Origin of the sequence: Pseudomonas sp. SWRI77 (assembly GCF_014269105.1) — a bacterium.
Taxonomy (GTDB): Bacteria; Pseudomonadota; Gammaproteobacteria; order Pseudomonadales; family Pseudomonadaceae; genus Aquipseudomonas; species Aquipseudomonas capeferrum.
Window position 1 is genome coordinate 61687 of record NZ_JABWRV010000022.1, and the last position, 13775, is coordinate 75461.

Here is a 13775-nt window from a genome sequence, read left to right on the forward strand (position 1 = left end):
AAAGGTAAAGAGGCAGCCACAGCTGGGGTTACCTATGAGTCGGATGAGCCGCGCGAAAGTGATCAGGCATTTTGCGTTTATTTCATGCGGCGGTAATCGTCACCCAGAAACGCGTGCGGCGCTGCACCTGCACCGGCAAGGAGGTAGCCAGTGCCCGCAAGATCTGTTCGGTATCATCGAGCCGGTAGGTGCCGCTGATGCGCAGCCCAGCCACCGACGGCGCGCAGTGCAGCCAACCTGGCCGGTACCGTGAAACCTCGGTGACGAAGGTGTCCAGGCGTTGGTCATTGACGATCAGCAAGCCTCTGCTCCAGGCGTCTGCGGCGTTGGCCAGCGTCTGCACAGCCGAAAAGCCCTTGCCATCGAACTGGCAGCTCTGGCCGCCGTGCACCTCCATGGCCTGGCCCGAGGCGAGCGTCACACGTGCCTGCTGGCCAAACACATCGAGCTTGCTGGCGTCATCGAACAGCCGCACGCAAAAGCGGCTGTGGCCAGCCGCGATGCTGCCGTGCCGGGTCACCACGCTGCAGCGTTGCTGCTCTGGCACCTCGACCATGATCTCGCCCTGGCGCAGCCGCACATACGGCTGTTCGCGGGTGTCATCGATATCAACTGCCGAGGCACTGTTGAGCAGCAGCGTGCTGCCGTTTTTCAGGGTCAGTGAGCGCTGTTCACCCACGCCACTGCGTACATCAGCCAGCAACGGTGAATACTGCATTTCGCGATAGCTACCCAAGCCCAGTGCACTGCCACCCAGCAGTACCAGCCCGGCCTTGACCACGCGGCGGCGGGTGGCGTGGCGGCCATGCGCCGCCAGCGACAGTACACGGCTGGTGGCCGGGGCAGGGGTTGCGCTCATGCGGGTCTGCAAACGTTCGGCCTGCTGCCAGGCCCAGGCATTGGCGGGCGCAGCGTTCAGCCATGACTGCCAGGCGCTATGGTCGCTGGGCTGCACTTCACCGCTGTTGAGCTGGCTGTACCAATGCGCGGCCTGACGCAGGGCTGTGCGCTGCTCGGCACTCAAAGCCATGCTCACTGGCCGTGGGTCAGGCTGTAGATCATGCAGTGTTCCGCCGCTTTGGCAATGTAGCGGCGCACCGTCACTTCAGAGACGCCCAACTGGGCGGCGATGCGTTTGTACGGCATGCCATCGACCTGCGACAGCAAGAATGCCTCCCGCACATTGGCGCCAAGCGCTGCCAGCATCGCATCCAGTTCAAACAACGTTTGCAGCAGCGAAAAGCGTTGTTCGGCCGAGATATCCAAGGCTTCGGGTTGCTCGGCCAGTACCTGCAGCCAGGCCCGCTCCAGGTGCACCCGGCGCAGGTGGTCGATCATCAGGCGACGGGCGATCGTGGCCAGGTAGCCCTTGGGTTCGCGGACCGCTTCGAGCTTGGCCGCCGCATCGGCGGCCGTCATCACGCGAACGAACACGTCCTGGACCAGGTCCGCGGCCAGGTGGGTACAGTTGACCCGAGGTGTCAGCCAGCCGTGCAGCCATTTGCTCTGCGCACGGTAGAGCTGGCTGACCTGGGAATTGAGGGCTACGTCCGGGGTGCTCATCCATGCCGCCTGAAAAGAGTTGCAAATGTTAATGGTTCGCATTTTATGCAAAGTGTTTCAGGCTTGGCAATCACCAGCGGGCGGGCAGTGCCTTGTTCATGAGGAGGTCGCGCGTTCCAAGGCCTGCGCTGCGCGCGCCTTCCTGCTCACGTGCCAGCGTGTCAGTACGCCGCGCAGCAGGGTGTTCCAGCAGTAGCTCAGCACCACGCCACCGACAAGCGCCAGGGCCACCGCGAACAACGGCTGATCGTAGATGTGGCGCGCCAGCGACTGGAACTGGAAGTGCGTCAGGTAGATGAACAAGGTCGACGACGCGATCATCGCCCCCGCCCTGGCAACCACGCCCGGCACGGGCACAGCGCGGAACCAGATCAAGGCGAGCATCGCCGGCAGGGCAATATCGATGTAGCTGGCAAACGCCTGCCAGCCGATGCCGGCAATGGCCACCAGGTCCAGCTCGGCAATCAGCAGTACCGCCACTGCACTGGCGACGCCTTTGCGCAGCGTCGAGTCGGCGTAGTGAATCGCCATGCCTAGCACCATCACCGCCAGGTAATGCTGGGGCACGCGGTTGAGCAGGGCCGTGGCGTCGAAGACGAAATGGCTGAGCAGCAGATCCGCCACCACCAGCGCGCAGGCGGCCATGGTCAGCCAGCGGAACGGGTTGGCAAGGATCGCCTTGCGCACGCGTTTGAACGACAACACAAGGCCAATGACCAGGATCATCTGCACCAGCACTTCGATGTACCAGTAGGCGAAGATACCGACCTTGTCGGGGGGGAACCAGTTGGAGATCAACAGCAGCGATTGCCAATGTACCTGGTCGAACAGCGCCTGAACCAACACCGTATAGGCAATGGTCGGCACTGCGATGGCTGCCACCGACTTGACCAGCATACGGGCGTCACCGCGCTCGTCGATGGCCTTGAACTGGAACCTGGCCAGGCTGATGCCAGAGATCAGGAACAGCACCGACGTCTCGCCTGCGATCCGCCATTCGGAAAACACCTCCAGGTGGCCAACCACAATCAGGATGATGGCGATCATCCGCAGGAAAACCGGCACCTCCATGACCCGCATCGACCACTTCGATGCCTTGCTGCGCTGCTCGGCCAGTTCGGCCAGGTCCTGGACCGGGATCATTTCCCAGCGATCCGGCAGGTGGCCGATCAGTTCTTCCAGCACCATCGACGCGCGGACGAACGACAAGGAATCGCCGCCGAGCTCCACGAAGCTGAGCCGGGCATCGATGCGCGGGGCCTGCAGGATCTGTGACCAAGCGTCGGTCAGTTTCAGGGCGAGCGGTGACAGGGGCCGCGTGGCCGCGTTGTCGAGGGTGTCGCTGCTGTCGAACGCCGCTGGCAAGGCGCGTTTGTCGACCTTGCCGTTGGGTGTGAGGGGGATGCCGGGCACCAACAGGAACATCGCCGGCACCATGTAGTCGGGCAGCATGCCCGCCATGGCTTGGCGCAGTTCAGCGGTGGCTACGGGGTGCTCGGCAACGCAATAGGCAACCAGCCTGACCGTCGCGTTGTCGTGGTTGGCCAGTACCACGCACTGTTTGATGCACGGATGCTGGCACAGGGCATTTTCGATTTCCGCCAGTTCGATGCGGTGGCCACGAATTTTCACCTGGCTGTCGCCGCGCCCCAGGAAGCTGGCGCTGCCATCGGCCAGGTAAGTGCCGAGGTCGCCAGTGCGGTAGCAGCGGTCGGCCTGGGCGCCGGTGAAGGGGTTGGCCACGAACTTTTCTGCGGTCAGTGCCGGATCACCCCAATAGCCTAGCGACAGGTAGGGGCTGCGGATCAGGATTTCCCCGACTTCGCCGGCTTCGACCAAGCGGTTGGCTTCATCGATGATCAACAGCTGCGCGCCGTCTATGCCTTTGCCCAAAGGGATGCGGCTGTTGTCGGCGCCCGGGTCGAGTGGGTGGTACGCCATGGCCTGCGGCGTTTCGGTGGTGCCGTAGAAATTCACACTACTGGCGTTGGGCGCAATCGCGCACACCTGCTGGTACAGCGTAGGGCTGAGTGCATCGCCGCCCCAGAACAGGTAGCGCAGGCGCTCGAACACCTGCCCGTTCATGCGCGCGCCGGTTTCGATGAGCTTGCCCAGGGGCGGGGTCAGGTGGATGACCGACAGGCCGTGGTGGTGTATCCAGGCGGCCAGGCGCGACGGGTCGGTCAGGGTTGCCTGGGCCGGGCAGACGACCGTTGCGCCGATCGACAACGGCGTGAACACGTCCCGGTAGACCGGGTCGTGGCCCAGGCCCGAGAGCAGGGAAAAACAGTCGCCGCGGGTAAAACCCTGCTGCTGCACATGCCAGTCGATGAAATGCACCAGGGGCGCGTGGTGGGTGATGATGCCCTTCGGTTCGCCAGTGCTGCCTGAGGTGAAGGTGATATAGGCCGGCTGCGCGGGGCTAACCTCAGGCAGGGGCGACTGCTTGCTGGCGATGTGTTGCAGTGCTTGGTCGGGGCAGGGCGGCACGTTGACGGTGCGGGCAAGGCTTGGCTCGACCTGGGCATCGCCACAGCGCAAGACAAAGGCTGGTTGGAGGGTGTGGATGATCTGCGCAATGCGCGCAGCAGGGTAAGCGGCGTCGGCTACGGTGAAGGTCAGCCCGGCGCGCAAGGCGCCGAGCATGGCATACACCAGCGCGGCACCACGGCTGGCGACGATTACCAGCCGATCGGTGCCATTGGCGCCGTTTTCCAGCAGGTACGTGGCAATGCCCTGGCTGATGCGGTCTAGCTGGCCGTAGCTGCAGGTGGCGTCGTGGGCGAAGATGGCGGTGGCATCGGGCGAGTGCTTTGCTTGCTCCACAAAGGCGTGAAAGATCGGGCGCTCGGCGCGATATTCCAGGTTCTGCGTCGGGTTCGGGCGCATATCCGGCATGTTGGGTGTTTGCTCCGCATCAACGGCAGGGGGTTGGCTGGATAGCACAACGCTAGTGCAGGCTGGCGTTTGGCGCCAATGCCCCTGCGGTGATTGTGTTGAGGCGGAATTTTGGGGCCGCTTCGCAGCCCCAGATCCTCAGGCAACATCCACCAGCACGATCTCGCTGTCTTCGATGGCCGTAACCCGCAACACCGCTTCTTGCTCGATGGCCAGCCCATCACGTGCCTTGACGCGCACGCCGTTGACCTCCACCACCCCCTTGGCCGGCACCAGATAACCACGGCGCCCGGCATCAAAGCGGTACTCGGCGCTTTCCCCCGCCTGCAACGTCGCAGCCACCAACCGTGCATCGGTACGAATCTGCAAACTGTCTTCGTCACCTGCACGCCCACTGGCCAGGGTCACGAAGCCTTCGCCACGTTCTCCTTTAGGGAAGGGCCGGCTGCCCCAGGTCGGCGCATCGCCCACCCGCTCAGGCACCACCCAGATCTGGAAGATGCGCGTATCGACGTCCTCCAGGTTGTACTCGCTATGGACGATGCCGGAGCCTGCACTCATTACCTGCACATCACCCGCTTCGGTACGGCCTTTGTTACCCAGGCTGTCCTGGTGGGTGATCGCGCCTTCACGGACATAGGTGATGATTTCCATGTCCCGGTGCGGGTGCGACGGGAAACCGCTGCCAGCCGCAATCAGGTCGTCGTTCCAGACTCGCAGGTTGCCCCAGTGCATACGGGCGGGGTCGTAGTACTCGGCAAACGAGAAATGGTGATGGGCATCGAGCCAGCCGTGGTTGGCGTGGCCGAGGCTTTCGAAGGGTCGCAGTTGCAGCATGGTCGTGCTCCTTGAATGGGTGGAATGGGGCCATGATGCGTCAAAGAAAGATCGAAAATAAGCGTAAATATCGGCTAAATATAATCAATTAAATTGATTGTTCTGGGTGCGGTGTTTTATCCGTTTCATCGCCTAATCCACTGATCTGCAAGCATTCGCTGGTGATTTTTAGTAGATGCGGCGAACATGGCACGCTGATTTGTTTTCCATCGGAGTGACCGTGGCCCACGAGCATCCCCAGGCGCCTGCCGACCTGACCCCACCTGCCCAGTTACCCTGGTTTCGCCGCCTGGCCGCCCGCCTGCTGGGCCGAGGCCTGAGCCGCCTGCAAGCCCAGCATCGCGACTCCTGGTTCCTCGGCCATGCCACGGGGCAGCGCAGTGGCCATGAAGACGGTGTGCGTGAAGGCTTCGAGCGCGGGCGGGTAGAAGGCTACGAGGCGGGGCGACAGGTGCTGGTCATTCGCGATACCCGCCCCGATACCGCCGCCGTGCCCGGCCAGGACAACAACCTTTTCGACGACTGGCGCCTGCCGTTGACCGCCGAACTGAAAAAGCGCTTCAAGGCAGATGTGGCGCAGCGCCTGCCGGCCGAAGCGCAACCCAGTGCGGCGCAGTGGAAGCTGATTTTCAGCGACACCCCCTCCACCTGTGTGGTGGCCGGGGCCGGGGCGGGCAAGTCGACCTCGCTGGTACTGCGGATTCTGCTGCTGCGCCATTACCTGGGCTACGAGCTGGATGCGATGACCGTGGTCACCTTCACCCGCGAGTCGCGCAAAGACTTCATCAAGCGCCTGTTGCAGGTGTTCGCCTTGTGGCAGATCGACCTGCAGCCCGCGCTTGCCCGTGAGCTGGTGCGCACCTTCCATTCGCGCATCTTGCCGCTGGTACGCAGCCTGCCAGGCTTTGGCCAGGTGCGTGCGTTCGAGACGCTGGGCAACGAGATGCCGGCCGGCCGTGAGGCCGAGGCCGAGAGCAACCCGTTCGACCTGCGCCTGAACGATGCGCAACGCCAGCAGCTCAACCTCTGCTACAGCACCTTGCTGGGCGAGAACCCGCGTTTCGCCGAGCTTGTTGGCCTGTTGCGCAGCGAGGCGTTGCAGCTCAAGCCGCTGGACCCCAACCACCCCGATGTGCAAAAGCGTGCGCAGGTGACGCAGTTGGCCGCCCAGCGCGACGAAGAGCTGTGCGATGTGATCGAGGACCTGTGGTTCGCTGCAGGTGCCTGGCCGATCAAGGGCATCGAGCCGTGTCGCGACACGCTTGAAATCCGCGGCAGCCGCTTCCATGTGCATGGCCGCCTGCAGGGGCAGGGTGCCTGGGTGGTGCTGGGCTTCGACCCCGCAGAGAGCGCGCAGTACCAGCGCCCCGGCGCCAAGCTGGCGGTGCGTGCCGAGTGGGCGGTCAAGCGCACCCTGTTGCAGGCGTTCTGCGACAAGCCCCTGATCTGGCTGGACAACTATGCAGCCGCCCGGCGTTTGGCTGCGTCCCTGGCCGGTGATGCGGTGGCCGGCCCCGGGTTCGAATACAAGGTCAAGGGTGAACTGGCCCCGGCACCGCTGCTCGACGCCTTTGTCGGCGCCGCCAACTTCATCGAAAACCTGGGCCTTGACGTGAGCAGCGCCGTGGCGGCGATGAGCTTCCCGGCAGGCGACAGCGACGGCCTGTTCTTCGAAGCGTTGGCCTTGTACTGGAAAGCCCTGGAGGCACATCTGCTGAGCCAGTCGCCACCGGTGATGAGCTACAACCGCATGTTCGCCCTGTTTGGCGAGAACAACCCGGAAAACCTGCAACTGCTGCCCGACCCCTTGCTCAGGCCGCTGGCGCACCTGATGATCGATGAGTTCCAGGACGTTTCGCCGCAGATCGTCAGCTGGCTGCGTGCCAGCCTTGCCGAGATCCGCCGGCGCGGGCCGTCGATGCACACCGGTCGTAACGCCCAGCATTCCTCGCTGTTGTGTGTGGGGGACGACTGGCAATCGATCTATGGCTGGCGCGGCAGTTCGCCGAAGTACTTCATGGAGTTCACCAAGGCATTCGTGTCGCCGGCCAACACCCGGGTGATGATGGTCGAGAACTACCGCTGTCAGCAGCAGGTGATCGACGCTGCCGAGTTCCTGGTCAAGGGCACCCCGGCGATTACCGGCAAGAAGGCCCGGGCCAGTGGGCCTGCAGCCGAGTTGCCGGGCTCGCCGGTCAAGGTGTTCGACCGTGATGAGGCGGCGCTGGGCGAGACCCTGATCGAGCATTATCAACGTGGCGAGTCGGTGATGATGCTGTACCGCAAGGGCAGCGACAAAGCCCTGATGAACGAACACCTGCAAGCGGTGCTGCACGCCGAGGCTGGATTGCCCGCCGAGCAGCGTCGGCTGCGGCAGCTGACTTATCACAGCGCCAAAGGCTTGCAGGCCGATGCGGTGTTCATGCTCGGCGACTGCCAATACCTGACCAGTTCGCCCTACAAGAACCAGGTGTATCGCTTGGCCGGCCTTGGTAAGCCCGGTGATGCCCAGGCATTCGATACGGCGCAGAAGGAAGAGGTCCAGCGGCTGGCCTACGTGGCGGTCACGCGTGCGGTCAGGCACTGCTATTGGCATGTGGAAGCGGCCAACAGCGAAGCGCCGGCGGCGCCCCGGGCGTCGGGCCAGGTGGATGGCCGGCAGGCCTTCTTCGAGGACCTGCGCGGCCAGTGACGTGCATGGGTGCACGGGTTTGAACCTGAGGGTCGGTGACGGCTAAGTCACAGTCGGTGACGGGCCAATCAATCGCCTGCCGTTACGCCAAGGTAACCTGTCGGAGCCCCGTGCGGCCCGGCGCAAGGGTTGTCGCTGGCGATCTGCTTCGAAGAGGCCGGCGGCGTATTCGGCCTGGTGGGGTCGTGCCAGGCTTCAAGTCAGGAAGCGTACCCATGCGTGCAACACCCAAGGATCACCTGCTTGACCTCAATGGCATCCAGATTGCCATACGCTGCTGGGGCCCGGAGGACGGCATTCCCGTGCTGGCCCTGCATGGGTGGCTGGACAACGCCGCCTCGTTCGAGCGCCTGGCACCGATGCTCGATGGCTGTTTCGTGGTGGCCCCCGACCTGGTCGGCCATGGCCGTTCGGACCATCGTCGCCACGACAGTGGCTACTACCTGTGGGAGCACGCCGAGGACATGCTGGCGGTGACCGACGCCCTGGGACTGGCGCAATTTCATGTGCTGGCGCACGGCATGGGCACCGGCGTCGCATCGCTGCTGGCGGCCATGACCAGCGGTATCGCCAGCATGGTTTTCCTCGATGGCATGGGGGCGCCGTTCACGGTCGCCGAGGATGACCGCGTACAGCACCTGGCCCGCGCCTATCGGCTCAAGCGCATGGTTCAGCGCAGCCAGTTGCAGGGTTTCTCCGAGCCCGATGCGAGCCGTTTCGACAGCCTCGCCTCTGCCCTGGAGCAGCGGCGCACGCGTCTGGATGGCGAGCTGTCGGAGGGCGCCGCACGGCTGCTGGCGCAACGCGACCTGTTGCAGCTCAGCGATGGCTATTGCTGGCGCCACGACCCGCGCCTGGTGCTGCCCGAGCCTATGCCGTTGACCGAGCGCGAAGCCTGTGACCTGCTCGGCCAGATCCGCTGCCCGCTGTACTTGATGTTCGGTCGGCAAGGCGCTTTCAGCGGCAACGCCTTTGCCCAGCGTGAGGCGGCCTTGCCCAGCCATGCCAAGGTTTCCTGGCACCCCGGCGGGCACCACTTCCACCTGGAGTCGCCCGATCGGGCCCTGGTCGATCAGCTTCTGCGGTTGTTGGCGCGGCACGAAGGCGGGGTACTGCAGCGGTTGGTCAACGAGTAGCGGGCAATGGCCAGCGCGCCGGGTACTGGGCTATGGTGGCGGTTCACCTCGCGCAGACGCCACAAGGAGCCCCCACATGCGACCGTTCGCCATCAAGCACATCGACCACCTTGTGCTGCGGGTCAGCGACCTGCCGCGCAGCATCGCCTTCTATGTGGATGTGCTCGGCTGCACAGTCAGCAGGGTGCGTGAAGACCTGGGCATGGTCCACCTGGCCACGGGGGCGGCGATGATCGACCTGGTCACGCTGGACGGTGTGCTGGGGCAGCCCGGTGGCGCTGCGCCGGGCGCAGAGGGGCGCAACCTGCATCATTTCTGCCTGCGTATCGAACCCTTCGATGAACAGGCATTGACCGCTTACCTGCGCGCTGCGGGGGTGCAGGTGGAGCCTGCCGAGAAGCGCTACGGCGCCGAGGGCGAGGGGTTGTCGTTGTATTGCTTTGACCCGGACGGCAACCAGGTCGAGCTCAAAGGGCCGATTCCGTCGCCCGAGGCGCCGAAAAGGCAATGACGCGCCCGTTGTGCCAGTTCGCCATCACGGCGGGTGGATATCCCGGTAAAGCCGATTATGCTTCAGATACTTGCTGCGATCCGAGGCGGCCCGCCTCGTCGTGCTTCGCGCAACCAATGAAAGCCCTAGGGCCTGGGTGCGACGGTGAAATGGGTGTGAGGTGCTCCGGCCTGGGATAACAACAAGACGGAGGCAACCCATGGCGGTTATCGACAGCGCATCCACGGGCAGTAGCGCGCCCCAACGCGGTATTACCCGGGAGGAGCGCAAGGTTATCTTCGCCTCGTCCCTGGGCACAGTGTTCGAATGGTACGACTTCTACCTGTACGGCTCACTGGCCGCGATCATCGCCAAGCACTTCTTTGCCGGCGTCAACGAGACCACCTCGTTCATCTTCGCCCTGTTGGCGTTTGCCGCAGGCTTTGCCGTGCGGCCGTTTGGCGCCATCGTGTTCGGCCGCCTGGGCGATCTGATCGGGCGCAAGCACACCTTCCTGATCACCATCGTCATCATGGGCCTGTCCACCGCGCTGGTCGGGTTACTGCCCAGCTATACGACGATCGGCGTGGCGGCGCCGGTCATCCTCATCACCCTGCGCCTGCTGCAAGGCCTGGCACTGGGCGGTGAATACGGAGGGGCGGCAACCTACGTGGCCGAACATGCGCCCAAGGGCCGGCGTGGCTTCTTTACCGCCTGGATCCAGACCACCGCTACCCTGGGCCTGTTCCTGTCGCTGCTGGTGATCCTGGCTTGCCGCACGGCCCTGGGCACCGAGGCCTTCGAAGCCTGGGGCTGGCGCATTCCGTTCTTGCTGTCGATCCTGTTGCTGGCCATCTCGGTGTACATCCGTATGCAGCTCAACGAGTCGCCGGTGTTCCTGAAGATGAAGGCCGAGGGCAAGGCGTCCAAGGCGCCACTGACCGAATCGTTCGCCCGCTGGGAGAACCTCAAGGTGGTGATCATGTCGCTGCTCGGCGGTACTGCCGGCCAGGCCGTGGTGTGGTACACCGGGCAGTTCTATGCGCTGTTCTTTCTGTTGCAGACATTGAAGATCGACCCACAGACCGCCAACCTGCTGATTGCCGGTTCGCTGCTGATCGGCACGCCGTTCTTCATCATTTTCGGCAGCCTGTCGGACCGCATCGGGCGCAAGAAGATCATCATGGCTGGCTGCATCATCGCGGCGCTGACCTACTTCCCGATCTTCAAGGCGCTGACCGAGTACGGCAACCCCGACGTGTTCGTCGCCCAGGAGCAGAACCCGGTAGTGGTGGTGGCTGACCCCGGCCAGTGCGCGTTCCAGTTCGACCCGGTGGGCAAGGCCAAATTCACCAGCTCCTGCGACCTTGCCAAGAGTGTGCTGGCCAAGCGCGCGATCCCTTACTCCAACGAAAAAGCCGAGCCTGGCAGTGTGGCGCAGATCCGTATCGGCGAGCGGGTGATCCCGAGCTTTGACGGCCGCAGCTTGGCCGCAGCCGACTTCAAGGCGCAGAACGATGCCTTCACCGCCACCCTTGGCGGTGCGCTGAAAGAGGCGGGCTACCCCGAGAAGGCCGACCCTGCGAAAATCAATTATCCGATGGTGCTGTTGCTGCTGACCATCCTGGTGATCTACGTGACCATGGTTTACGGGCCGATTGCGGCCTGGCTGGTGGAGCTGTTCCCGGCGCGCATCCGTTACACCTCGATGTCGCTGCCGTACCACATCGGCAACGGCTGGTTCGGCGGCTTCCTGCCGACGGTGGCGTTTGCCATGGTGGCGGCGACCGGGGATATCTACTACGGCTTGTGGTACCCGATCGTGATCGCGCTGATGACGGCGGTGCTGGGGATCTTCTTCATGCCGGAGACCAAGGACCGGGACATCAGCCACACCTGATCCTGTCGCTGTATGCAGGAGCGCCCTGGCACGGGCGCCCCTGCAAGGGCGCATGGCGGGAAGCGGCGTCAGTCGAAATAGCCCCGCAGGGTAAAGGCGTACCCGGTATCTACCTCTGCGGCTTCAGCCCGGCTCCAGCGCTTGCTCAAGACGAACTCGAACGCCGGCTCGTACAGCCCGTCGCGCACCACCGCACCGCCGAGCACCTCCACGTCGTACCAGCCATTTTCCAGCTCGATGATCGGCCTCCCCGGCGCCTGGTAGCGTGCCAGCAGGTCGCCGAGGGTCTTGTTGGTGAAGTGCTGCAGGATGCGCCAGGTATAAAGCATCACCGCACGGTGCTCGACGTGCAGTACATACCCAGAACGCTGATGCTTCAGCCGGCTGCCCGGTTCACGCAGGGCGGGTGGGTGGCCATCGAGGGTGAAGATGATCCGGTAGGGCAGGTTGTCGATGCCCGCCATGGGTAGCACCACGCCTTCGCGTACTGCCTGATCGCCGCTGTCGTCATGGGTGAATGCGTGGGCCAGGTCGTCGGCCAGGCCGTTTTCCTGCTTGAAGCGTTCGAGTAGCTGGATGTCACCGACCAGGAAGTAATCGATCAGGTCGTTGAGGACTTCACTGAATTCGTGGCGCATTTGTTTTCCTTGTCAGGTGCGCAAGTGAGCAATGGCAACGCTAGCGGAGGGCGGGCCACAGGTGCCCGCCGGGCGGGCGGTTGCTAATGTTTCTGGGCGATCTGGATCAGGTTGCCGCAGGTGTCGTCGAACACTGCCACAGTGACCGGCCCCACCACTGTGGGGGGTTGGGTGAATTGCACGCCGGCCGCGCACAACCGGGTGTACTCGGCCTGGATGTCGCGCACGCCGAATGAGGTGACGGGAATGCCGTCTTGCTTGAGCGCTGCCTTGTACACCTTGGCTGCGGGGTGGGCATCGGGTTCGAGCAGCAGCTCGACGCCATTGGGGTCGTGAGGTGAGGTGAGGGTCAGCCAGCGGTGCCGGCCCAGGGGGATGTCATGTTTGGGCATGAAGCCGAGCACGTAGTGATAGAAAGCCAAGGCCTTGGCCTGGTCGTCGACAAGGATGCTGGTGACCACAATCTTCATAGGCACACACCGTTTGCGGGGCTCGTTCACTCTTAGTAAAGACGCTCGGGCCTATTTGACCAGTGGCAGGCTTCACAGGGCGCCAGTCGCCGGCTACAAAAAACATGCTCAAGCCATAGGTAAATCCTTCATCGGCCGATCCCCCGGCAGCCAGGCCGCACGTTACAGTGACAGGCAAAATCCCCGAGCGCCCAGACAGCGCCAGAGAGGTACCTGTGGCTTCCTATACCTTGCGACAACTCAAGTATTTCGTCACCACCGTGGAGGCCGGCAGCGTCGCCGAGGCCTCGCGCCAGCTGTACATCGCCCAGCCGTCGATTTCCACGGCAATCAAGAGCCTGGAAGAAAGCTTTGGCGTGCAGTTGTTCATCCGCCACCACGCCCAAGGTGTGTCATTGACCCCCAGCGGCAAGCGCTTTTACGCCAAGACCAAATCGCTGCTGCAAATGGCCCACGAGTTCGAGCAGAACGCACTGGCTGACAACGACACCGTGGCCGGGCAGATCGACATCGGCTGTTTCGAAACGGTGGCCCCGCTGTACCTGCCGCGGCTGATCGCCGGTTTTCGCGAGCGTTACCCGGGCGTCGATATCCGCCTGCGCGATGGCGAGCAGCAGGACCTGATCCAGGGCCTGACCGCCGGCACCTTCGACCTGGTGTTTCTCTACGACCACGACCTGGATGGCACGATCGAGGCCGAGCCACTGATGCCGCCGCAAAAACCCTATGTGCTGTTGCCCGAAAAGCACCGCTTCGCCGGGCAAAGCCAGGTGTCGCTGCGCGACCTCTGCCCCGAGCCGATGATTCTGCTGGACGTGGCACCCAGCCGTACCTACTTCGTCAGCCTGTTCAACGAAATGGGGTTGACCCCCAACATCGTCTTCAGCTCGCCGTCGATCGAGATGGTGCGCGGCATGGTCGGGCAGGGGTTCGGCTTTTCGTTGCTGGTGACACGCCCGCATTCGGAGTGCACCTACGACGGGCAGCGCCTGGCGATGGTGGACATCGCCGAGCCGGTGGCGTTGTCAGGGCTGGCGGCAGCCCGCTTGAAGCGGGTACAGCTGACCAAACCGGCGCAGCTGTTCGTGGAGTTCTGCCGTGAAGAACTGGCCAAATTCTGATGCGCGCCGCTGGGCTGACCGTGCCTGAGG

At 63.7% G+C, this 13775-nt stretch carries 11 protein-coding genes; 5 read left to right on the forward strand and 6 right to left on the reverse strand.

Annotated elements, in window-relative coordinates; genetic code table 11:
• Window positions 1-82: 82 nt before the first annotated feature.
• From HU766_RS19885 to HU766_RS19900, 4 genes are all read right to left on the reverse strand, one after another.
• The gene (locus HU766_RS19885) at window positions 83-1030 is read right to left on the reverse strand and encodes a FecR domain-containing protein (protein ID WP_186659982.1); all 948 of its coding nucleotides are present in this window, start codon (window positions 1028-1030) and stop codon (window positions 83-85) included.
• 2 nt (window positions 1031-1032) lie between these two features.
• Window positions 1033-1563 carry a sigma-70 family RNA polymerase sigma factor gene (locus HU766_RS19890; RefSeq protein WP_186659984.1) on the reverse strand — a complete coding sequence of 177 codons (531 nt, stop codon included), beginning with the start codon at window positions 1561-1563 and terminating at the stop codon, window positions 1033-1035.
• A 96-nt stretch (window positions 1564-1659) separates the two neighbouring features.
• Window positions 1660-4461: an amino acid adenylation domain-containing protein gene (locus HU766_RS19895; RefSeq protein WP_186659986.1), complete on the reverse strand. Its 2802-nt coding sequence runs from the start codon at window positions 4459-4461 to the stop codon at window positions 1660-1662.
• A gap of 138 nt (window positions 4462-4599) precedes the next feature.
• Window positions 4600-5298 carry a pirin family protein gene (locus tag HU766_RS19900; protein ID WP_033697268.1) on the reverse strand — a complete coding sequence of 233 codons (699 nt, stop codon included), beginning with the start codon at window positions 5296-5298 and terminating at the stop codon, window positions 4600-4602.
• Window positions 5299-5473: 175 nt separating this feature from the next.
• Here HU766_RS19900 and HU766_RS19905 point away from each other — a divergent pair, with 175 nt between their 5' ends.
• From HU766_RS19905 to HU766_RS19920, 4 genes are all read left to right on the forward strand, one after another.
• A complete protein-coding gene (locus tag HU766_RS19905; RefSeq protein WP_186659988.1) occupies window positions 5474-7990 on the forward strand; it encodes a UvrD-helicase domain-containing protein in 2517 nt (838 codons plus the stop codon).
• A 215-nt stretch (window positions 7991-8205) separates the two neighbouring features.
• On the forward strand, window positions 8206-9126 hold the full coding sequence (locus tag HU766_RS19910) for an alpha/beta hydrolase (RefSeq protein WP_186659992.1): 921 nt from the start codon (window positions 8206-8208) through the stop codon (window positions 9124-9126).
• A gap of 76 nt (window positions 9127-9202) precedes the next feature.
• Complete coding sequence (locus tag HU766_RS19915) at window positions 9203-9637, forward strand: VOC family protein (protein WP_186659994.1); 435 nt, start codon at window positions 9203-9205, stop codon at window positions 9635-9637.
• 199 nt (window positions 9638-9836) lie between these two features.
• Window positions 9837-11516, forward strand: coding sequence for an MFS transporter (locus tag HU766_RS19920; protein WP_186659996.1), 1680 nt, complete (start codon window positions 9837-9839; stop codon window positions 11514-11516).
• A gap of 68 nt (window positions 11517-11584) precedes the next feature.
• Here HU766_RS19920 and HU766_RS19925 read toward each other — a convergent pair whose 3' ends face one another.
• Window positions 11585-12154 (reverse strand): hypothetical protein, encoded by a 570-nt coding sequence (locus HU766_RS19925; protein ID WP_186659998.1) that lies wholly within the window; start codon window positions 12152-12154, stop codon window positions 11585-11587.
• 83 nt (window positions 12155-12237) lie between these two features.
• Entirely contained in the window at window positions 12238-12624 is a 387-nt protein-coding gene (locus HU766_RS19930) for a VOC family protein (protein ID WP_186660000.1), read from the reverse strand.
• A 215-nt stretch (window positions 12625-12839) separates the two neighbouring features.
• On the opposite strand from HU766_RS19930, the gene HU766_RS19935 reads away from it, so the two are divergent.
• On the forward strand, window positions 12840-13745 hold the full coding sequence (locus HU766_RS19935) for a LysR family transcriptional regulator (RefSeq protein ID WP_033697274.1): 906 nt from the start codon (window positions 12840-12842) through the stop codon (window positions 13743-13745).
• Window positions 13746-13775 lie beyond the last annotated feature (30 nt).